Origin of the sequence: Providencia sp. SP181 (genome assembly GCF_050446505.1) — a bacterium.
GTDB lineage: Bacteria > Pseudomonadota > Gammaproteobacteria > Enterobacterales > Enterobacteriaceae > Providencia > Providencia vermicola.
In genome coordinates, this window is the sequence record NZ_JBBPXM010000007.1 from 38,108 (window position 1) to 58,525 (window position 20,418).

The 20,418-nt window shown below is 38.8% G+C and carries 15 protein-coding genes, 1 tRNA gene and 3 pseudogenes; 12 read left to right on the forward strand and 7 right to left on the reverse strand.

Translation table 11 applies throughout. The annotated features are described in order from the left end of the window. Positions 1-43: 43 nt before the first annotated feature. Complete coding sequence (uspB, locus tag AABS66_RS13125; protein ID WP_206085193.1) at positions 44-379, reverse strand: universal stress protein UspB; 336 nt, start codon at positions 377-379, stop codon at positions 44-46. Positions 380-825: 446 nt separating this feature from the next. Between uspB and uspA the strand changes: the two genes are divergently transcribed. Then, complete coding sequence (uspA, locus tag AABS66_RS13130) at positions 826-1,260, forward strand: universal stress protein UspA (RefSeq protein ID WP_206085192.1); 435 nt, start codon at positions 826-828, stop codon at positions 1,258-1,260. A 267-nt stretch (positions 1,261-1,527) separates the two neighbouring features. Continuing rightward, positions 1,528-2,862 carry an NADP-specific glutamate dehydrogenase gene (gene gdhA, locus AABS66_RS13135; RefSeq protein ID WP_430225011.1) on the forward strand — a complete coding sequence of 445 codons (1,335 nt, stop codon included), beginning with the start codon at positions 1,528-1,530 and terminating at the stop codon, positions 2,860-2,862. An 82-nt stretch (positions 2,863-2,944) separates the two neighbouring features. Here gdhA and rsmJ read toward each other — a convergent pair whose 3' ends face one another. Both rsmJ and prlC read right to left on the reverse strand, forming a co-directional pair. After that, a complete protein-coding gene (gene rsmJ / locus AABS66_RS13140) occupies positions 2,945-3,715 on the reverse strand; it encodes a 16S rRNA (guanine(1516)-N(2))-methyltransferase RsmJ (RefSeq protein ID WP_206085190.1) in 771 nt (256 codons plus the stop codon). Further along, on the reverse strand, positions 3,708-5,750 hold the full coding sequence (gene prlC / locus AABS66_RS13145; protein WP_272538857.1) for an oligopeptidase A: 2,043 nt from the start codon (positions 5,748-5,750) through the stop codon (positions 3,708-3,710). Before prlC ends, rsmJ begins: the two co-directional genes overlap by 8 nt. Positions 5,751-6,059: 309 nt before the next feature. Here prlC and AABS66_RS13150 point away from each other — a divergent pair. The 3 genes and pseudogenes from AABS66_RS13150 to tnpA all read left to right on the forward strand — a co-directional run bounded on the left by AABS66_RS13150 (position 6,060) and on the right by tnpA (position 8,219). Continuing rightward, positions 6,060-6,154: transfer RNA gene (locus tag AABS66_RS13150), tRNA-Sec, on the forward strand. Positions 6,155-6,363: 209 nt separating this feature from the next. Then, the gene (locus AABS66_RS13155; protein ID WP_353244443.1) at positions 6,364-7,560 is read left to right on the forward strand and encodes a tyrosine-type recombinase/integrase; all 1,197 of its coding nucleotides are present in this window, start codon (positions 6,364-6,366) and stop codon (positions 7,558-7,560) included. A gap of 235 nt (positions 7,561-7,795) precedes the next feature. Then, a pseudogene (tnpA, locus tag AABS66_RS13160) lies at positions 7,796-8,219 on the forward strand (IS200/IS605 family transposase). A gap of 619 nt (positions 8,220-8,838) precedes the next feature. On the opposite strand, the pseudogene AABS66_RS13165 reads toward tnpA, so the two are convergent. Then, positions 8,839-8,931: pseudogene (locus AABS66_RS13165) on the reverse strand (hypothetical protein); the annotation flags it as partial. A gap of 66 nt (positions 8,932-8,997) precedes the next feature. Then, positions 8,998-9,069 (reverse strand): annotated as a pseudogene (locus AABS66_RS13170) (cold-shock protein); the annotation flags it as partial. A gap of 415 nt (positions 9,070-9,484) precedes the next feature. Between AABS66_RS13170 and AABS66_RS13175 the strand changes: the two are divergent. After that, complete coding sequence (locus tag AABS66_RS13175) at positions 9,485-10,168, forward strand: outer membrane protein (protein ID WP_353244442.1); 684 nt, start codon at positions 9,485-9,487, stop codon at positions 10,166-10,168. 608 nt (positions 10,169-10,776) lie between these two features. Here the strand turns inward: AABS66_RS13175 and AABS66_RS13180 are convergent. Together AABS66_RS13180 and AABS66_RS13185 are read right to left on the reverse strand one after the other, a co-directional pair. After that, entirely contained in the window at positions 10,777-11,037 is a 261-nt protein-coding gene (locus AABS66_RS13180) for an EexN family lipoprotein (protein ID WP_353244441.1), read from the reverse strand. Between the two features lie 174 nt (positions 11,038-11,211). After that, positions 11,212-12,300 (reverse strand): 4-oxalomesaconate tautomerase, encoded by a 1,089-nt coding sequence (locus AABS66_RS13185; protein ID WP_353244440.1) that lies wholly within the window; start codon positions 12,298-12,300, stop codon positions 11,212-11,214. A gap of 155 nt (positions 12,301-12,455) precedes the next feature. Here AABS66_RS13185 and AABS66_RS13190 point away from each other — a divergent pair, with 155 nt between their 5' ends. The 6 genes from AABS66_RS13190 (at position 12,456) to AABS66_RS13215 (ending at position 20,411) form a co-directional block, all read left to right on the forward strand. Beyond that, positions 12,456-13,382, forward strand: a complete 927-nt coding sequence (locus AABS66_RS13190; RefSeq protein WP_353244439.1) for a LysR family transcriptional regulator — start codon at positions 12,456-12,458, stop codon at positions 13,380-13,382. 1,093 nt (positions 13,383-14,475) lie between these two features. Further along, positions 14,476-14,778, forward strand: a complete 303-nt coding sequence (locus AABS66_RS13195) for a helix-turn-helix domain-containing protein (RefSeq protein ID WP_353244438.1) — start codon at positions 14,476-14,478, stop codon at positions 14,776-14,778. A gap of 91 nt (positions 14,779-14,869) precedes the next feature. After that, the gene (gene ecpA / locus AABS66_RS13200; RefSeq protein ID WP_371007355.1) at positions 14,870-15,478 is read left to right on the forward strand and encodes a common pilus major fimbrillin subunit EcpA; all 609 of its coding nucleotides are present in this window, start codon (positions 14,870-14,872) and stop codon (positions 15,476-15,478) included. 92 nt (positions 15,479-15,570) lie between these two features. Next, positions 15,571-16,254 carry a hypothetical protein gene (locus tag AABS66_RS13205; RefSeq protein WP_371007354.1) on the forward strand — a complete coding sequence of 228 codons (684 nt, stop codon included), beginning with the start codon at positions 15,571-15,573 and terminating at the stop codon, positions 16,252-16,254. Positions 16,255-16,273: 19 nt separating this feature from the next. Next, positions 16,274-18,769 (forward strand): TcfC E-set like domain-containing protein, encoded by a 2,496-nt coding sequence (locus AABS66_RS13210; RefSeq protein WP_349415829.1) that lies wholly within the window; start codon positions 16,274-16,276, stop codon positions 18,767-18,769. A gap of 25 nt (positions 18,770-18,794) precedes the next feature. After that, on the forward strand, positions 18,795-20,411 hold the full coding sequence (locus AABS66_RS13215) for a fimbrial protein (RefSeq protein ID WP_430225012.1): 1,617 nt from the start codon (positions 18,795-18,797) through the stop codon (positions 20,409-20,411). Positions 20,412-20,418: the final 7 nt, after the last annotated feature.

Here is a 20,418-nt window from a genome sequence, read left to right on the forward strand (position 1 = left end):
TGATCGTAAGGTCATCACTATTTTTTTACGTCAAGAAAGCGGGTTAACCCGTCATTAAAAGATAAACTAAGCTCACGACAACAAGAATACTGAGCCGGCTTATTGTCATAAATTGTTTACGGATTCGTTCACAACGCGCAATGACTTCAGGGTCATAGTGCTCAAGATACTGTTTGCTATTGATATATCGGACAAGCCGAAGTTGTTTGTTCAGTTGACCATGGGTGGTGAAAAAACCATTCCCATCAACGGATTGGTAGAGTAACGGATCGGAATCCCGCAAAATAGATAATAAAACACGAATGGACGAAAAATAACGCATCATATTCAAGATGCATAAAATGCAGAGTGCCCAAAATAAAGCAATCATACTGAACATAATCCCCTCCTTAGAAACCCAGCTCACAGCACTTGTCAAAAAGGAAATACAGCAAGATATTTTATTTATACTCAGTCATTTCATTGTAGGATAAATTATTGTTTAAAAAAAGTGCAACCCCTGCAAATTTTTGATTACTTTTTGTTTATATTGAAAAAAATACTTCATTGCTGCTTATCATTGGATATCACACTTTAGTGTGAAATTATGTTGTTTCTTGTCTGTGGAAGTGTAGCCATAACTCGAATTACTTAGGTGAATATATTAATATTGAAGGAATGATGTTATTGTTTTATAAAATGTTATATACACTTATGGTTTTAAGGTTAATCTGCTTAGATGTGATCAGTGCAACACTTAATTATCACAGTTAGCAGGTATAGTATTATTAAGATGTGGTGAAGGCATAACCACTGGATTAATCAGCATTCGGAAGGAGTTTACTTATGGCTTACAAACATATTCTTGTTGCGGTAGATTTATCACCTGAAAGTAAAGTATTACTGGATAAGGCTGTCTCTATGGCAAAACCTTACGGTGCCAAAGTATCCATGATCCATGTTGATGTTAACTATTCAGACCTGTACACCGGACTTATTGATGTCAATTTGGGTGATATGCAGCAGCGTATCACTGATGAGACGCGTAATGCGCTGAAAGATTTATCTGCAGGTGCGGGTTATGATATTCAAGAAACGCTGAGTGGTAGCGGCGATCTTGGTCAAGTACTGGTTGATGCCATTAAAAAATACGACATGGACTTAGTGGTCTGTGGTCATCACCAAGACTTTTGGAGCAAACTGATGTCATCCGCACGTCAGTTAATCAATACAGTTCATGTGGATATGTTGATTGTTCCGTTAAATGACGATGAAGAGTAATCTATTCTCTCTTGTTTGAAATATTATTCACTAAAAACGCTTGCTTATGCAGGCGTTTTTTTTGTGTCAAAATATGACATTTAGGGTAGATATTGGCAGGTCAAGCAATTTTTTTTGCATTATAGTGAAAAAAAACCTTGAATTTAGAATACAAACTAATGATATATTCAATAGGCAAAACACAAATCAACCTCACATTTCCTAAAAATAATGACAAGAAAGAGTGAGGCACATCACAACAACCACATGTTAAAAAGGAAGACATAGATGACACAATCACTATCTTCATTCTTGGAGTCTGTCCAAAAAAGAGACCCTTCACAGCCAGAGTTTTTACAAGCTGTGCGTGAAGTATTCACTTCCCTTTGGCCTTTCCTTGAGCAAAATGCAAAGTACCGTGACCAAGCACTGCTTGAGCGCTTTGTTGAACCTGAAAGGGTTATCCAATTTCGCGTATGTTGGATGGATGACCAAGGCAAGGTCCAAGTTAACCGCGCATGGCGTGTGCAATTTAGCTCAGCCATCGGTCCATACAAAGGCGGTATGCGTTTCCACCCATCTGTTAATTTATCCATTCTGAAATTCTTAGGCTTCGAACAAACACTGAAAAACGCACTAACTACCTTACCAATGGGCGGTGGTAAAGGCGGTTCAGACTTTGATCCGAAAGGAAAAAGCACGGGTGAAGTCATGCGTTTCTGCCAAGCATTGATGACGGAACTGTATCGCCACATTGGTTCAAACACTGACGTACCTGCAGGCGATATTGGTGTGGGTGCGCGTGAAGTTGGCTTTATGACGGGTATGATGAAAAAGCTGTCTAACGACACCTCTTGTGTATTTACGGGGAAAGGCTTGTCTTTTGGTGGTAGCTTAATTCGCCCTGAAGCAACGGGTTACGGTTTAGTGTACTTCACTAATGCAATGTTACAGCGCCATGGTTTAAGCTTTGATGGTATGCGAGTTGCGGTCTCTGGTTCAGGTAACGTGGCACAGTACACCATTGAAAAATGTATGGAACTGGGTGCGAAAGTGGTTACTGCATCGGATTCTAGCGGTACGGTAGTTGATGAGGCTGGCTTCACTGCAGAAAAACTCGCACGCTTAGAAGAAATCAAAAACAATTATGGTCGTGTTGAAGAATACGCGAAAGAGTTTGGTTTAACTTACTTAGCGGGTCAGCAACCATGGAATGTCCCTGTTGATATCGCATTGCCATGTGCAACACAAAATGAGCTGGATGTTGAAGCAGCGAAAGTGTTAATCAAAAATGGCGTTAAAGCGGTCGCAGAAGGCGCAAACATGCCAACGACGATCCCTGCAACAGAGCTGTTCCTTGAAGCTGGCGTGTTGTTTGCTCCAGGTAAAGCTGCTAACGCAGGCGGTGTGGCAACATCAGGTTTGGAAATGGCGCAGAATGCGGCTCGTCTTGGCTGGAAAGCAGAGAAGGTCGATGCGCGCTTACACCACATCATGTTGGATATCCATCACCACTGTGTTGAGTTTGGCGGTGAAGGAAAACAAACCAACTATGTTCAAGGTGCGAACATCGCGGGCTTTGTAAAAGTCGCTGATGCAATGCTTGGGCAGGGTGTGTTGTAATCCTCTGACAAAAAAACGTACGCGAAAGGGCGGTTGTATCATACTGATAATTCACCTGTACATACGCCCTTCGCCGTTACGTTTAATCGTTATTTTTAATGCACGGATAGATATCGAATCGATGGCTTTTTGTTGTAACCGCTGACGGTGCTTTTTGTCCCGCAAGGGGCTCTGCATAGTCAGGGCGTTTGACCACTACACGGCGTTTTGCCAAGGCAATTGCAGGCGCTAATAATGCATCTGCATCATCATCTGCTCCCACCAACGACTGAAATACCCGCATCTCTTTCTTAACTAACGCACTTTTTTGCCGATGTGGATACATCGGGTCAAGATAGATAACATCTGGTGCAGGAGTGATTTCACTCAATGCGGTTATACTTGATGTGTGGATCAAGGACATACGTTCTTGTAGCCACGGGCCGATTTCGGCATCTTGATAACCACGTTGTAAGCCATCGTCCAGCAATGCCGCAACCACAGGGTGGCGCTCTAACATTCGAACGTGACAACCAAGAGCGGCGAGCACAAAGGCGTCTCGGCCTAACCCTGCGGTGGCATCAATTACATCAGGCAAATACTCTTTTTTAATCCCAACCGCTTTTGCGACTGCTTCACCACGTCCACCGCCAAATTTTCGGCGATGAGCCATTGCTCCCGAAACAAAATCGACAAAAATACCACCGAGTTTGGGTTCATCAAGTTTGCGGAGCTGCAAATTTTCGGGGGTAAGCACCAGTGCCATAGTGGCATCTGGTGTATGGGAAAGCTGCCATTTTTCAGAAAGTTGAGAAAGGGTGCCTTGATCGGCACCCTCTTCACAGATCAACTGGATCTTAATGTGATTAGCCATGAATACCGTAGCTCTTCAACATCGCATCAAGTTCTGGTTTACGGCCACGGAAACGCTCAAACAACGCCATTGGCTCTTCAGAGCCGCCACGACTTAAAATATTGTCGAGGAACGATTGGCCTGTTTGGCGGTTAAAAATGCCTTCTTCACTAAAGCGTGAGTATGCATCTGCTGCGAGTACATCAGCCCATAAATAGCTGTAGTAACCTGCTGCGTAACCGCCTGCAAAAATATGGCTAAAGGCATGTGGGAAGCGAGCCCATTTCGGTGAAGGTACCACCGCGACTTTATCTTTAATCGCATATAGCGTCGGCATGACTTGCGCACCTTTTGCAGGGTCATACTCTGCGTGTAAGGTGAAATCAAACAGACCAAACTCTAATTGGCGCAGGACAAACATTGCGGATTGGTAATTTTTCGCGGCTAACATGCTACTTAACATTTCGGCTGGTAATGGTTCGCCAGTTTCATAGTGGCCAGATATAAATTCCAGCGCTTCAGGCTCCCAACACCAGTTTTCCATAAATTGACTTGGTAATTCGACGGCATCCCAAGGCACACCATTGATCCCTGCAACATCAGCGACATCGATTTGCGTCAACATATGGTGCAAGCCGTGACCAAATTCATGGAACAGGGTGATGACTTCATCATGGGTGAAGAGAGCGGGTTTATCGCCTAATGGCTGGTTAAAGTTACATGTCAGGTAAGCCACTGGGTTTTGCAGTGAACCATCTTTATGCACCATACGGCCAACACAATCGTCCATCCAAGCTCCGCCACGTTTGTGTTCACGTGCATAGAGGTCAAGGTAGAAGCTACCACGCAGGGTATTAGTATCATCATACAGTTCGAAGAAACGCACATCTTTATGCCATGTTTCGACGTCATTACGTTCTTTGGCGGTTAAACCATAGATTCGGTGAACAACTTCGAACAAACCATTTAGAACGCGTTGTTCAGGGAAATAAGGGCGTAATTGCTCATCACTTAATGAGAATTTATGCTGTTTTTGTTTCTCGCTGTAATACGCTAGATCCCACGATTCTAAAGACTCAATACCATAATGTTCTTTAGCAAAAGCGGTGAGCTCAGCCAGTTCGTCTTTACCTTGCTGGTGGGCGCGATCGGCTAAGTCATTGAGGAAGCCTAAAACTTGCTCTGGTGATTCTGCCATTTTTGTTGCTAGGGATTTATCTGCGTAATTTTTGAAGCCAAGCAGTTGGGCAAGCTCGTGGCGTAACGCCATTAACTCATCGATAAGCTCGCTATTATCCCATTTGCCCGCATTTGGTCCTTGGTCTGAGGCGCGAGTACTGTATGCATGGCTCATTTCACGGCGCAGTTCTGCGTTATCCGCGTAGGTCATGACAGGCAGGTAGCTTGGCATGTCGAGAGTTAAGAGGTAGCCTTCTTCGCCTTTGGCTTCCGCCATGGCTTTTGCGGCGGCAATGGCGCTTTCTGGCATACCCGCTAATTCTTTTTCATCTTTAATGAGTTTAGTCCACCCCATGGTGGCATCAAGCACATTATTGCCGAATTTAGATGCGATCTCCGACAAACGTGCAACAATTTCACCGTAACGTTGCTGTTTTTCAGCAGGTAAGCCGATACCTGATAATTCGAAATCACGTAAGGTGTTTTCGATAGATTTACGTTGTGATTGGCTAAGTGAATTAAACTCAGCACTTTCTTTTAAGGATTTATACGCTTGGTATAAGGGCTCATGCTGGCCCATCCACGTACTGAATTCAGACAATAGTGGTAAACATTGCTCGTAAGCTTCGCGCAGTTCAGGGCTATTTTTCACGGAATGCAGATGGCTCACTGGTGACCAAACGCGAGACAGCTTATCACTCGCTTCTTCTAACGGCTGACACAGGTTATCCCATGTATAGTGGGTGGTTGCATTCAGGAGGTTTTCAACTGTTTGGCGGTACTCGGTGAGCACATGTTTGACAGCAGGAAAAACGTGAGCAGGTTCAATGCTAGAAAAACGGGGTAATGCAGAATCGGCTAATAATGAATTTGTCATAAAAACATCCTGTGATTGCAGGCTTGTGCTCGTAGGCCAAGGCTTACAGTGTTGACAATAAAAGTTAAATGGCGAGCTTATCTCCAAACAATTCATGTTATTGGGTGATAAAACCAGCACACCATTATGAATATAAGAAAGTATATGGGGGCGGATATGGAAACCTCAATATCAAGATAACGTTTTTTCTTATCTGTGCTTATCAATAAATGGGGTTTTTGTTGGCTTTTATCAATAAAGAGGATAGTTGTAGTTTCAATGCTTTGGAAAATAATGAATTCAGTCTATAATCACTTTCCAATCTATAGAGGAAGATCGTCGTCTCCGGTGAGGCGGCTGGATTTCAAATCCAGTTGGGGCTGCCAGCAGTCCCGGGCAGGTTCGACTCCTGTGATCTTCCGCCATTCAAGTTCAATACACCTCCACTTAAGTCAATTAAACCTTTTAAATTCAATATATAACATCAATTCATAGTCAACTCAGTTCAACTGAGGTTACTCCACATCAACCTCCAATTGGGGGTGTTAATCGGGGGTGCATTTAGGTATGGTATATCTTGCACCCCCAAATTCTTATTTTCTTTGTAACAGATAGGGCTTACGGAGGTTTTGTTATGGCTCTGAGTGATATAAAAATTAAAACGGCAAAGCCGCTAGATAAGCCCTACAAACTTTCTGATTCAGGTGGGTTATATCTGATCGTTAATCGCAATGGTTCTAAATATTGGAGAATGAAGTATCGCTTTGCAGGCAAAGAAAAAATGCTTTCCATTGGTGTTTACCCACAAGTGACATTAGCGGAAGCAAGAAATGAACGTGATGATGCGAAAAAATTGTTAGCTCAAAATAAAGATCCAAGTGAACAAAAGCAATTAGCGCGATTAGAAAAGCACTTAGCTTCTGAAAGTACCTTTGAAGCAGTAGCTCGTGAATGGCACACCTCTAAAGCGGATCGCTGGTCATTACGTTATCGTGATGAAATTATTGATACCTTTGAAAAGGACATCTTTCCTTATATTGGTAAGCGTCCGATAGCAGAGATTAAGCCCTTAGAGCTACTTGAAACTTTGCGTAAGATGGAGCAACGCGGAGCCTTAGAGAAGATGCGTAAAGTCCGTCAACGCTGCGGTGAGGTCTTTCGCTATGCAATTATTACCGGTCGGGCGGAATATAACCCAGCCCCTGATTTAGCTTCTGCTCTAACTCCACCGAAGAAACAGCATTTCCCATTCTTAACAACTGAAGAGTTGCCTTATTTCCTAAAAGATCTAGCTGGTTATACTGGCAGCATAATCACTAAAACTGCCACTAAAATTATTTTGCTAACGGCTGTTAGAACACAAGAACTCCGCTTTGCTCGTTGGCAGAATATTGATTTAGAAAAAGGGATTTGGGAAATTCCAGCAGAAGTGATGAAAATGAAGCGACCACATTTTGTGCCATTATCGAAACAGGTGATCGAGCTATTTAGTTCACTCAAACCACTGTCAGGGCATTATGAGCTTGTGTTTATAGGCCGTAACGACCATAGAAAGCCAATCAGTAAGGAAAGCGTAAACCAGGTTATTGAGCTGTTGGGATATAAGGGAAGGCTAACAGGACATGGCTTCCGCCATGCAATGAGTACGATATTGCATGAGAAAGGATTTAATTCAGCATGGATTGAGACACAACTTGCACATATCGATAAGAATGCGATCCGTGGTACGTATAACCATGCTCAGTATATGGATGGACGTAGGGAAATGATGCAGTGGTATGCGGACTATATGGATTCTTTGGAAAGGAAAAATAATGTTATTCTGGAATAAGTTACGACTAAAATAATGATTATGAATACTTGAATGTTTATCGAGAATTTTATTTTTTAGCACTTATCCTACAAAAAGCAAGAGCCTCTGTCCTGATGGACAGGGGCTTTTTTCATTGTCAGCCTCAAACCACCTCCTAAGGTGGTGGTGATTGATCCTTTGAGGTTATAGCCTGCCTGAACGAAAAATATGTTAAAAAACAATCTATTACCTACAAAAATAAAGAGGAAATAACATGGGTGTATACAGAAGTTCATCACATGTGTATTGGTGTTGCAAATATCATCTAGTTTAGACACCTAAATATCGTTATAAGATATTGAAAGATAAAGTAGGAAAAGAGCTTTATAGAACAATTTATATTCTCTGCAATATGAAAGACTGTGAAGTATTGGAGCTAAATGTTCAGCCAGACCATGTTCATTTAGTTGTAATGATCCCACCGAAACTATCAATATCAACACTAATGGGAGTCCTGAAAGGACGTAGTGCGATAAGGTTATATAATCGATTTCCACATATACGTAAGAAACTTTGGGGATAGGGGATATTTTGCTGATACGGTGGGGGTTAATGAAGCCATCATTAGGCGTTATGTAAGGCATCAGGATAAAGTTGATCCAGAGCTCGACCAACAAATGGAATTGTTGGAGGATTAATAAAGAATATAGCTCCTTTATAGGGGGCCCAATTTAAAGCCACCTCTTTTAGAGGTGGTATTTTACTTTAACCGACACAAAAGGAAATCATAATAGAAGCATAACGTATAGTCCGCCTTGTAGAGCACTTAGTAATACCATTAATCAATATTTAAAGCTGCTAGTCTATTTTTTTAACTGATTGGCATTTCATACCGACATTCTCTCTTAAAGGAAAAGAGCACCCTTTAGGATTGAATAACAGGATGATAAAGCAGCTCCCTTCTTTTAGCTTGTCCCCAATTATTCTCCCTGAATATGTTGCTAATCATGCTGTCAAACAGATATACCAACCCTTACCTAATTTACTGCTTTAGAATTTTAAATGCTGGGTTGAGAACTCCGAACATTTACAGCTAAACAAGAGTATTTTGGTGTAGGGTACCAGATAGATATGAAAGCGAAATAACTTCGTTTGGATACCGTATCTATTTTTTAGATAAAATCTAGCGGGTGCAAGATCTGCTATTATTGCAATGAGGCATATGCGAACCCTATCATAATACACTATACAGAACAAATATGTTCAATTAGCTCCAAATATGACAGAACCCCACATTGTGAGGTTTTAAGTAATAACCTAATTGGCTACTAACATGCCTGTGTTTTCATCACACTTTTGCAAAAAAATAGATTTTGCACCATGTGGATAGCTGACCGATATACCAAACTGTGAAGTTCTATATTGGGAGTCGCTACAGCAAGGGCATTTAAAATAATATAGACTTTTATAATGTCTTTAAAGCGCCCCCACGTTGCCAGCAGCAGGACCTTTCATTCCATTCTCAATGGTGAATGAAACTTGTTGTCCTTAGTTACTTTGGCCTCTTCTTCCTTAGTTAGATTCCTTTCTACTGATAAATTACTGCTCGATACAACTATAATCGAGATAGCCAGTAATACTGATAATGATTTACTCATCTCTCATTAAACATAAACATCAGACATTTATTTCATTTAGGTGAATAATATTAGTAAAGATGAAGTGTTGAAGCAATCAAAAAGACTCGCATTGCGCGGCTTTCAATTGATTAATGCCACTAAATACAAAATATTCATTATTAGAATAATAAGTCAAGTTTATGCAAAAAACAGCAATCAAGATGATGCCCATTTCATTTTGTTGAAATAAATTGAATAAGTCTATCAAGCAAATATAGTTTACTAATATTAACAATCTGCAATAATTGCGATTGAATATAATAAACAAAAGGAACTATAATGTTATGAAATTACAAATATTAATAGTAGCAACTGTACTCGCTAGTTCAATTGGAAGCGCTTTAGCTTCAACTAGTAATGAAGGTTACTATGGTGCTGCTCGACTCTCTAAAGCTTGGCAAAAAGCAGACAGTATGGATACAAGTAGCAGGCCGGGTATTGGTCAATTTGTATCTAGCGACGACAAGGATGATTTTTATAATGGTTCTTTAGCTGCAGGCTATCAATTTGGTAATGGTTGGCGCACTGAAGCTGAGTATACCTTTAATAAAAAAGCAGAATATACAAGTGGGTCAACAGCGTTTTCCACGAGCTTTAATCATCACAAAACAGAGTCCCAACGATTAATGCTAAATGCTTATCGTGATTATCAAATTTATCAGGGGATTACTGTTTATGGAACCATCGGTATTGGTATTGCAAAAGTAAAATCATCGGGATGGCAAGGAAATATTTCTCGTCAATATGCTAGCAATACTGATACAAATTTGGCGTATTCTCTTGGCGCAGGTGTTAGTTACGAGCCTATTGAAAGACTTAATTTTGACTTAGGTTATCGCTATGTCGATCTAGGTAAAATTGAAAGCGGAATGAACTTATTTGCTAATGCTCGTGGATTACAAGACGAACAAATGAAAGCACACCTTAAATCTCAAGAAATTGTATTTGGTGTCAGATATTTATTCTAATACCACTATAGTATTATCTAATTGTTTGTATCTAAAGAATAGCTAACTTCTGTTAGCTATTCTTTATTGTAATAGCAAATTTATTGATGCCGAGGAGATGCAAGTTCAATTATATAAAGATTCAGAACAATTTTTGCAAAGAAAAGTTAATGAAAAGCTTAAAAAAATGGAAATGTCAGAGAAAAAATATAGATTATTACTTATCTTTCCTTAATTCAATTTAATAAAAATCGCAGCTATTGCTAGACTTTAAATTTGTCTCCTGCCTTGTGAGTAAACTTTCGCGCAGCATATACGAAATCTATAACTTGATTTCTCAAAAATTAAATAAATCATTTGTCATAACAATAGTTTTTACCAGATTCATCACATATTGGCCGATATAGCATACATTCAGCCACTACAAATAGTTCCTATATACGCATTCTCTTCATTGTATCTTTTAAGGCTTTTTTGGTAATTGTCGGTTCTTCTAATAACTAGTGAAAAATACCAGCCACGACTCATAATTGGTATTTTTACAGCGATGACTTCATAATAGAATAAGTGATAAAAAGAGTTTAGTAATACAAAGTAAAATGTTTGGATATATAAGTCGCTAGACTGACCTATTCTCTGAGTTCAAATAATTTCTGTTTCGCTACCTTTAATCCTTCTTGAATATCTGGTTCGTTTATCTCAATATTCTTTGCTCTTCTGACATTCTTGCAAACAATATCATGCCAAGCATCAGTTAATAAGCATTCCGTATATTTAGTAACTAGGTCATCATGATGATTGACATACCACTCAACAGAAGTTTTATCATTACAACCTGACATTGTAATAACAGATATAATGAGACTAACTAATAAAAAGTATTTAGCCATTATACTTATCCTTACAGATTATTTAGGTCGGATACGCACATATCTAAAAGAAATTGGACTCATACTCTGTCTTTACATCAGTGCTAAACAATGAAAAATTCTCTAACTGTGCTTCAATCTACTATTCATACTAAAGATATTGATTAAATCAGATTTTCAAAGTTTAGCTCATATTTAAATAGCTTCCTCAAAGATGCCTTTTGGAACACAGACATTACCTTCGAATAATTTACGAGCAGTTCTGATCACGGCAGCCTGAGTATTTTCTATTCGATCCCCATCCTTTAATAAAGAAACGGTAATTTTCCCACTTGGATGTTCAATATTTACTATACTGTTTAGCCTATCTTGAGACTGACCACCAATGATTTTTTGAGCAATGGAGCCTTCAATTATTGTCGCTGTTGAAATACCTATAGAACCTGTAATTGCCAATGACTTATGGCAATTGTGTGGCATGAAATAGCGAACTTTAATCGTACCGTCCTCTGTTGGTTTGCTCAGAAGAACAGGCTTTGGAATGACTTTATCAGTTACATCGCCAAACCCCATTGCTACGCCAGCTTCTAGGCGGATCTTTTCAAGACGTTTCATAAACATCAAATCAGAATCCAGTTCAGTTGGAGACTCACTACCGGTTTTCCCCATTTGATGTGCATCGATTAAAATCATTGGCATTGCCATATCAATACATGTGACCTCAATGTCATCAAATACATCTGTTGCATTACCTGTGGGAAGTAATTTACCCGTTTTGCAACCTGCGGAATTTAGGAACGTCAAACCAATTGGAGCAGCAGCCCCTGGTACACCATCAATTTGGGTATCCCCTTCATAAGTTACTTTGAAATCAGGGGTCTGAACTTCAACATTAACTAATGTTCCAGTATTGAGATTCCGAATACGCACTGTCGTAACTGGATTTTTCGGAGCAATTAGCCCCTTTTCAATAGCAAATGGACCAACTGCACATAACATATTTCCACAATTTGGAGTTGTATCGACCCTTCGCTCTTTCACCATAACCTGAGCAAAAAGATAATCAATATCAGCATCAGGACTATCTGAAAGACTCACAATTGCTACTTTACTGGTTTGCGGGCTGCCACCACCGATACCATCAATTTCAAGATCATGACCTGAGCCCATCAAAGCGAGCAAAACAGCATCTCGTTCCTGAATATCATCTGGTAAATCACTCAATAGTATAACTGGCCCTTTAGAAGTGCCACCGCGCATCAGAACACAGGGTATGCTGAACATACTTTTTCTCTTCCTACATATTAAATGATACGCCAAGCGTCCCATATGCGGATAAATAACTCTAATGCAAAGAAACAAGAGATTAATGCATTTTACACATTAATAAGCCTTCAGTTACTATGGTTTAATTTCTCTATAAGCCTGAGGTTTGAAAAATGCAGCATGAATTACAGGGTATCCAATCTTTTGTAAAAGTTGCGGAAATTGGGTGTTTTACAAGAGCATCTCAATTTTTACACATCTCTCAGCCCGCATTGACGAGACGAATAAAAAAGCTTGAGGATAGTTTAGGTACAGCATTATTTGAACGCTCAACAAGACGAATAAAATTGACTGCTGTAGGGAGAGATTTTCTACCTCATGCAAAAAATCTCATCGATTTTTATGAAAGCTCGATACTCAGTATTAAAGAAATGGCAACACATCAAACTGGGACAGTGACTTTATCTTGTTTACCTACAGCAGCCTTCTATTTTTTACCTTCCGTTATTCGTGATTATAACGAACATTACCCGAATATACGTATCCGAATACTTGAGCATAGTGCTAGCGACTGCCTTGAGGCGGTACTTAATGGGGATGCAGATTTTGGAATAAATATGATTAACATCACACATTCTAATATAGAGTTCACACCTCTGGTTAATGAGCCTTTCGTTCTTGCCTGTAAACGCGACCATGAGCTTGCCAAAAAAAATCTCGTGATGTGGGAAGATCTTGCCGGACTCAAACTTATTGGAGTCCGAAAATCGAGTGGTAATCGATATCTAATTGATCAGGCTTTAGAAGGATTTAACTGGAAACCAAACTGGTTTTACGAAGTAAGACACCTGTCCACATCACTCGGGATGGTTGAAGCTGGGCTTGGTGTTGCTGTTGTACCAAGTCTGGCAATGCCTACAGATGAGCACCATATACTGGTTAGTCGACCACTTATAGAGCCAGTGATCAGAAGAACACTGGGATTAGTGTTTAGAAAGGGCTATACCTTGAGTCCTGCAGCCGATAAATTTCGTGAAATTTTGATGAAGCTTTGGTCTCAGGACAATACCAGCCCTTGGGTCAGTAGATTCAGCCGCTAGTATGGTTACAAACTCACTTACATACTTAAACTGGCACTAATACATCTTGAGTAGTTTGGCATATGGAATCGCTAAAAAGATACATCCATTTTACGGTGAGCACTACAGAGTAAAAATGGCACATCAAGAATTCGGATAGAACATAACCAATAGAGCGTAAATAGTGAAATGTCATACGAAGACGTTTATATTTTCTCGATATAATTGTAAATAGCATTGACTGAACTTTTCTTATTGTAGGTGTGATGCATGTACGCCAAGACAAACGCATAAATGACCAGTTAATAGACGGATCGTAACGTTACATTTTTAAAGATTGTTACAGGAGATCGCTGTGATACCAACCTGTACCGCTGTTACGCCATAAAAATACATATCTGAACGATAATTAGAACATTCTCTAAGCCAATTTAAGTGTCATTTTTATTATTGTCTAATTTAGTGACTTTACACACGTAATAGTGATATAAGCGGGCATTGATACAATTTTTGTTACCTTACACTATTAAACTGTTTAGTATATAGAAACCCTGCCATTTAACCAATCTAGAATTATTTACTTCTAATAACACTAAAAACGTATCATGATTTTAGTTAGAGTAGCAAAGCTATAACATCTCACAAATTAAAGTTGTTATTAGGGAGGGGCGAGAATAAAATATTATAAATGCATGCTTTTATCATGCCCCCATACTAATTTAACTGGTTTTTCACCTATTTTTCATATCGTTAACTCCTCAGAATTGTAATGGAATGTAACTTTTGATGTTTAATTTTTTTTATTTTTAATAAAATATACATTTGTTAAAAAGACTAAAAAAAAAACTCATATTTAGAGTATTAAATTATAAAAAATATCATTTTCAATAGTATAAGGTGTATTTTTAACTAATTAAACTGGTGGTGCTGTTTTTTGAAGCTTAATAGTATTTAAAAAAAAACTATTGATAGGAGATGCCTATTTAAAGTGCTCGGTTTAATAGGGGAAAGGCTATTTACTCTTTTTTTTATGTATTTATTATAACACTCAATGAAAAAAATTAGCGGGCTAACAAATGAAAGAGAAATTCTCTATTAATATTAGAGGCTAAAAATGAAGTCTAATTTAATTAGTTCTCAAGTTGGTATGTATTTGCGAAAAACACGTAAAGAAAAAAATATGACAGGAAAACAGTTGGCAAGACTAATTAATGTCAGCCAACAACAAATATCTCGTTATGAAACTGGATGTAGTTCATTATCACTAGAAAAATTAGATGAAATGCTAGTTGTTTTAGATAAGCGTTGGATTGAAATGATTTATTATATTGATTCTTTCTCTGAGGAAAAAAGAAAAAGTACAATTTCAAATAAAGAAATGATTCAAATCCTACTAAGTAATATAAAAGGAATTTAAAATTCTTTTTTAATTCAAACCACATCAATATACAGAGATGAAACAATTTCGTTTTGTTATTGATTTTTATTAATATAAAAGAGAGATTAGTATGTTAACTAAAAAAATGACATCTGTTTTGCTATCAACAGTTATTGCTGCTTCTTTTGCAACCGTTGCTAATGCCGATACACGTACTGCTCAAGCGACTGCGACTTGGCAAGCAACAGCAATTAAAGATACAACAAGTATGTTAGTTGTTACTCCATTAAAAAGTTTAACGTTTAATTATGCTGAAGGCCAAAAAAGCTTTAACCAACAAAATGGTGCGTTCGATATTGCAATTCAAGGGCAAGCAGGCGCTACAGACTTTAAATTAGCATCAAAAATTATTGCGAACACATTAGCAAGAACAACTGATGATTCCAAATTAACGGTTGGTGTTAAATGGAATGGCGAAGATTTAACTAAGGATTCTGATACTATATTAATTGATACATCAAAAGGCTTAACTTCTGGTTTAGATAACTTAGCTGCTGATGGTATCTATAACGGTTCTGAGCGTGCAACAGACCGCGGTGAATTCACCTTTGTTATTGCAAGCGCAGAAGCGGCTGGTGCAGCAACAGACTTTAAAGCACTGACCGATGGTACATGGGATGGTGATGTAAAAGTTCAATTTACCGCGACTTGGGACGGTACTTTTACTCCAGCTCCTTAATTATCCCTTTATTGGATAATTGAATACTACGATAAAGATACTATAGGGAAATAATATCTTTATCGTTATTCCTTTCTTAGAAATTTATGATTATGAAAAAAATAACATTAGCATTAATTTTATTATCATGGCTCCCATTAAAAAATAGCTTCGCTGTTAATGTGGGGAATATTACTGAGATAATATCTTCTGATGAAGACACGATAGCGAAAGAAGTTGAAAATACAGTTGATACAGCAAGATTGGTAAATCTAACAATCGAAAAAATTGACTCTCCACTTGAAAATGGAAAGGTTATTCCTGTCAATGATCCTAATGAAATATTGTCAACACCAGCTAATTTAATTCTGCCAGGTAAAGCAAAAGATGTGTTTAAAATTATTTATCAGGGGCCAAAGGACGATAAAGAACGCTATTACAGATTGAATTGGAAAGATGACCCTATTGGTGAAAGTGGTGTTACACAAAGTTCAAAATCAGCATCAGCAACGACATCGGCAACAATTAGCACGATTTTAGTTGTCGCACCAAGAATTGAAAATTTTAATTACCAATATATTAATTCCCAAGTTGCGAATACAGGTAATAGTTCTTTTCGTGTTGTGGCTTCAGGACCGTGTTTAGCAGAAAAACAAAAATATGCAGTGGATGGTGTTTGCCGTGAGCGATATTACCTTATGCCACATTTAGCCGTTAAATTGCAATTTGTCGATCTCTCAAATAAAAAATCTAGCGTAGGTATTTGGCACAAAGGAGAGTTCATTGTTGTCAAATAATGAAGAATGGACTTAAATCATGCGTAAGAGTGCTATTGCTTTATCAATATTGAGCATTATCTTTTCGAATTCGATTAATGCTGATGAAATGAAAAGTATTAAGATTGGCGGATATATTATTCCTCCTGCATTTGTGAGTGCATTGGAGGAAGGAATGTCTGTGCCTGTTTTTTTACGTCTGAATGATGAGGCTAAAAAAAGCCAGAGTGAAAGCAAAATTGCGGATGCAGTTATTGTCATTGATCAGGATAAAATTAAATTATCAAGTCTTCATCTCATTGAGAATGATCAGGGTGCGAAACTCAATAATTTATTAGTTGATAAGCTTGAAAGTAAGCAAAATGCTATTTTTAATGAAAATAATGGGATTGTTATTGATAACAATGCCGTTCTTCAATTAAACATATCTTCATTCAACCTATCATTAGATGTTGATAAAGCCGCATTTGCAGCAAAAGAGCATGCGAGACAATCTGTCTTAGGAAATTCTTCAGTTAATTCATTTTCAGCCGTCGCCAATTATGATTTAGGTGTATTTCAGAGCCGAGTCAAAGACGCGAAAGATTCATCAAGTAGCTATTTTAATTTAGATACCTTATTTGCTGCCGCAGAGCACCATTTTAATGTGAACGCCTCAGCGTACAGTATTGGAAAATCGAATTCGAACGTTGAACTTTACCGTGCAATGTATGAACGTGATTTTAATGGATTTCGCTTTGCGCTCGGTTTAATGAGCACATGGAATTTACAATCGATTGCCAGTTTAACCGCCCTTAGTAGCAGTAAAATTTATGCCGCTTCCATCGGGAATAATTCATCCAGTATGGTGGTGAATAAACAACAGTCATTAACACCCATTTATGCTTTTTTAAATAGTCCTGGGGAAGTGCGTATTTACCGTCAAGGTAAATTATTGAACATTCAAAATTTCCCGATGGGTAATTTTGAGGTTGATACGAGCGTATTGCCTTATGGTATTTACGAAGTCACTATCGAAACGGTTGTTGATGGGAAAGTTGTCACCACACAGCACCAAACAATTAATAAATCCTTCGGTGCGATAACGGGAAATTACGACAAGCTAAATTGGGAAATTTACGGTGGATATATTGATTTTGATAAGCGCCATTATGTGAGAGGTGAAGGCTCACCTAGTCAGACCCCTGAAAAAAGTTATTTAGCGGGTGTTTCTTTTGCTTATAACTTCCCAGTGTTATCGGGTATTCGTTTCCAAATGTCCAACTATGGGTTTGATAAGTTTGTTGTACAAGAAACCAGCGTTAATGCCACTTTAAATAACTATATTTCAGTTGCTTGGCAGGGCATGTTAGAAAATCATGGCAGTCACCGTAATATTGCGACGGTTTCGGTCAATATCCCCGAAGGGTACGGTTCTTTATGGGCATCTAAAGAAAAGACCGTCGTGACGGGCGATTTACCGCTTTATGATGCGGATAGCTATTCTTACGGCGGCACGATTAACTTTGACAAAATCATTGATAGAACAGGCTCGTTTACTATTAGTAACACCAAAGACCGCCGTGTCGGCAGTGATTCAATCAACTATGAGTACGCGAACACATTATTCTCGGGTCGTTATGGCACGGTAGGATTAAGAGCGGGTGTTCAGCGTTATCATTATGATAATCAAAACAGTACCAACGAAAAATACGTGAATCTTGATTTCTCTTTGCCGCTCTCTACATGGCTTAGTACTGGCGTTTCTTCGACAAACGGTAACGTAAAAGCCAATATTTATGCGAATAAGAATTTTGAAAATTCCGTGATTACCAATGCAGGTGTTTCAGTTTCAAAATTAGTTCGTGATAAAGATAATGGCGAGTCTGATTTTTCAACGTTGGGCTATGCGTCTTACGACACAAAATATAATTCAGGGACTGTGACGATTAATAGGCCTGATAATAACCGGCTCAATGGTAACTTAACTTCGCGCGGCTCAGTAGCCTATAGTGACGGAATGATCACGCCTAGCGGGCAGCAAGGTAAATCTGGCGTGATTATTAATTCAGATATTAAAGGTAGTGGCAGTATGGTCGCGAAAGTGAATGGCCAAAACTACCCAATTAGTGGAAAAAATACGTTTATTCCATTGTCTCCTTATTCTGATTATGACATCCAATTAATGAATGACGGCAAATCAAAAGACAGTTTTGATATTGTCTCTGGTCGAAACAAGTCCGTTACATTATATCCAGGAAATATTGCCCTTTATCAACCTGAAGTTAGGCAACTAGTGACCGTATTTGGTCGTCTGAAATCGCCTAATGGCGAATATATAAAATATGCTTCCATTCGAAACCATATCGGTCGAACAAAAACCGACCAAAATGGTGAGTTTTCCATGGACGTTGATGTTCGATACCCAGTGATATCGTTATTACAGGACGACCAACAGACTATTTGTGAAGCAGACTTAAACCTGCAAGGTGCACGCGGTGCATTGTGGGTTGGCGAGGTGACTTGTGAGCCTCAAGAAGCATTTGCTAAACGTTAATTATCTCTTTAAAGGCTAATTTAATATGCGATTATTATCGATAACAGCACTCTTTTTTTCATTCGCTGTTTTAACGCCGAATTCTTTTGCAGCAACCGCACCCCTGCAAGAATATGTCATTGTTGAAAACCAAGTTGATAATGAATTTTTTATTGTGGCAAATAGGGTTGATCCGCGTTTTTCGGGTTCCAATGTTTTCACAAAATATCAGCGTAATAGTCAATTAAGTTTAGGCTATATGGGATATACAGGTACACCATTTAGCTCAACGTATAATATAGGCGATATTTGGTTAGAAAATTCCCCTGTTAACCAACCCTTTATTGGAAACCGTTGTATGACGAACAACCGAAATTGCCCTGCAACCTCTTATTGGCCTGCTCAGCAATTACGGGATAATGGCGCATATAAAATACAGCAAATAGGTACCCCGGGTGAATCGGGTTATTCAAGGCCTATTTTCTCGGAAGCATTTTATCGTTGGTTAGCGGAAATCCCGCCAGGAACCGAATACACGTTTGATTTAAGAACATGTACAAGTCGTGATGATTATAATTTAAGTAATACAACGTGTATGACCAGCGGGGGGCGAACAAGTACACAGCAACACTACATTCCAACCAATAAAAAAGGGAACATTATTTTGAAAGGCACTGGCGCCTTGCAAGAGGTGTTTGTGGACAGCAATGGGAATCCAACCATTGGGCTGGGTTCTAATTTTTGTTCCACAGGTATTGTGGCAAATGCTTCTGGTGTGATTTGTAAATTAGTGGAGTTAGAAACTAAAGGTTCATCAATTAGTGGCTCATTTACTGTCCGTATGTATATTGATAGTGCAAAGTTAGGTTTAGCGAGGGCGCCAGCTGCGGCATCTATTAAATATAAAGGAACTAACAGTACACGTTGGACAAATTGGTCTTCAACAACAAATATGTCTGAAATTTTTAATAATGGCTCACAGAATATTGAAGTCTTTCTTTCCAATGCGTATTTAAAATCGATTGTTGATGCCTCGCCAAATTCAACCGTGACATTGGCAGACAGTGTTTATACATTTGGTTTTCAATCTCCACTGCCACAGTCTGGTTTTTATGAATTTACGCCCTCAAACTACTTAATAATTAAACCGAGAGATTATGGAATTAGCATTATTCCTGCAGACTTTAATCCAAATCAATCGAAAACGGGTAAGGTCGGTAGCGAAGAGCCGCCGATAGAATTTAATTATATTGTGACGACCAGTGGCCCAAGACAGGCAGACTCTATTACGGCAAAAGTTGAGGGGCCCCAAACAACATTAAAAGGTCAGTCGTACTGTTTATTTACTTCAAGTGATAACAAGTTTAATGTCCCTTTTTCTGCCTACCTTTCATTTAAAAATGGCAGTGGGGTGAAGGAGTCATACCGCGCTAGTTGTGATAATAATGAAATTTCATTGAAAAACGCATTATGGGCGGAAACCCCCTGGGACCGGCCAAATGAAGATCTCGGTTCTTTTTATCGTACTGATTTAGACTTATCATTCCCAATGAATGACGCTAATTCGTTTTTCACATTAGACGGTATTGATTGGTTAGGGACAGTTTCAGCAAGTGGGACGATTACCGTTAAGGCGATTTGGACGGGACCTGATATTCAATAACTTTAAT

Excerpts from the sequence above, each read along its gene's own strand:
- uspB (WP_206085193.1), bottom strand. The coding sequence starts at position 379 with ATGTTCAGTATGATTGCTTTATTTTGGGCACTCTGCATTTTATGCATC.
- uspA (WP_206085192.1), top strand. The coding sequence starts at position 826 with ATGGCTTACAAACATATTCTTGTTGCGGTAGATTTATCACCTGAAAGT.
- gdhA (WP_430225011.1), top strand. The coding sequence starts at position 1,528 with ATGACACAATCACTATCTTCATTCTTGGAGTCTGTCCAAAAAAGAGAC.
- rsmJ (WP_206085190.1), bottom strand. The coding sequence starts at position 3,715 with ATGGCTAATCACATTAAGATCCAGTTGATCTGTGAAGAGGGTGCCGAT.
- prlC (WP_272538857.1), bottom strand. The coding sequence starts at position 5,750 with ATGACAAATTCATTATTAGCCGATTCTGCATTACCCCGTTTTTCTAGC.
- AABS66_RS13155 (WP_353244443.1), top strand. The coding sequence starts at position 6,364 with ATGGCTCTGAGTGATATAAAAATTAAAACGGCAAAGCCGCTAGATAAG.
- AABS66_RS13175 (WP_353244442.1), top strand. The coding sequence starts at position 9,485 with ATGAAATTACAAATATTAATAGTAGCAACTGTACTCGCTAGTTCAATT.
- AABS66_RS13180 (WP_353244441.1), bottom strand. The coding sequence starts at position 11,037 with ATGGCTAAATACTTTTTATTAGTTAGTCTCATTATATCTGTTATTACA.
- AABS66_RS13185 (WP_353244440.1), bottom strand. The coding sequence starts at position 12,300 with ATGTTCAGCATACCCTGTGTTCTGATGCGCGGTGGCACTTCTAAAGGG.
- AABS66_RS13190 (WP_353244439.1), top strand. The coding sequence starts at position 12,456 with ATGCAGCATGAATTACAGGGTATCCAATCTTTTGTAAAAGTTGCGGAA.
- AABS66_RS13195 (WP_353244438.1), top strand. The coding sequence starts at position 14,476 with ATGAAGTCTAATTTAATTAGTTCTCAAGTTGGTATGTATTTGCGAAAA.
- ecpA (WP_371007355.1), top strand. The coding sequence starts at position 14,870 with ATGTTAACTAAAAAAATGACATCTGTTTTGCTATCAACAGTTATTGCT.
- AABS66_RS13205 (WP_371007354.1), top strand. The coding sequence starts at position 15,571 with ATGAAAAAAATAACATTAGCATTAATTTTATTATCATGGCTCCCATTA.
- AABS66_RS13210 (WP_349415829.1), top strand. The coding sequence starts at position 16,274 with ATGCGTAAGAGTGCTATTGCTTTATCAATATTGAGCATTATCTTTTCG.
- AABS66_RS13215 (WP_430225012.1), top strand. The coding sequence starts at position 18,795 with ATGCGATTATTATCGATAACAGCACTCTTTTTTTCATTCGCTGTTTTA.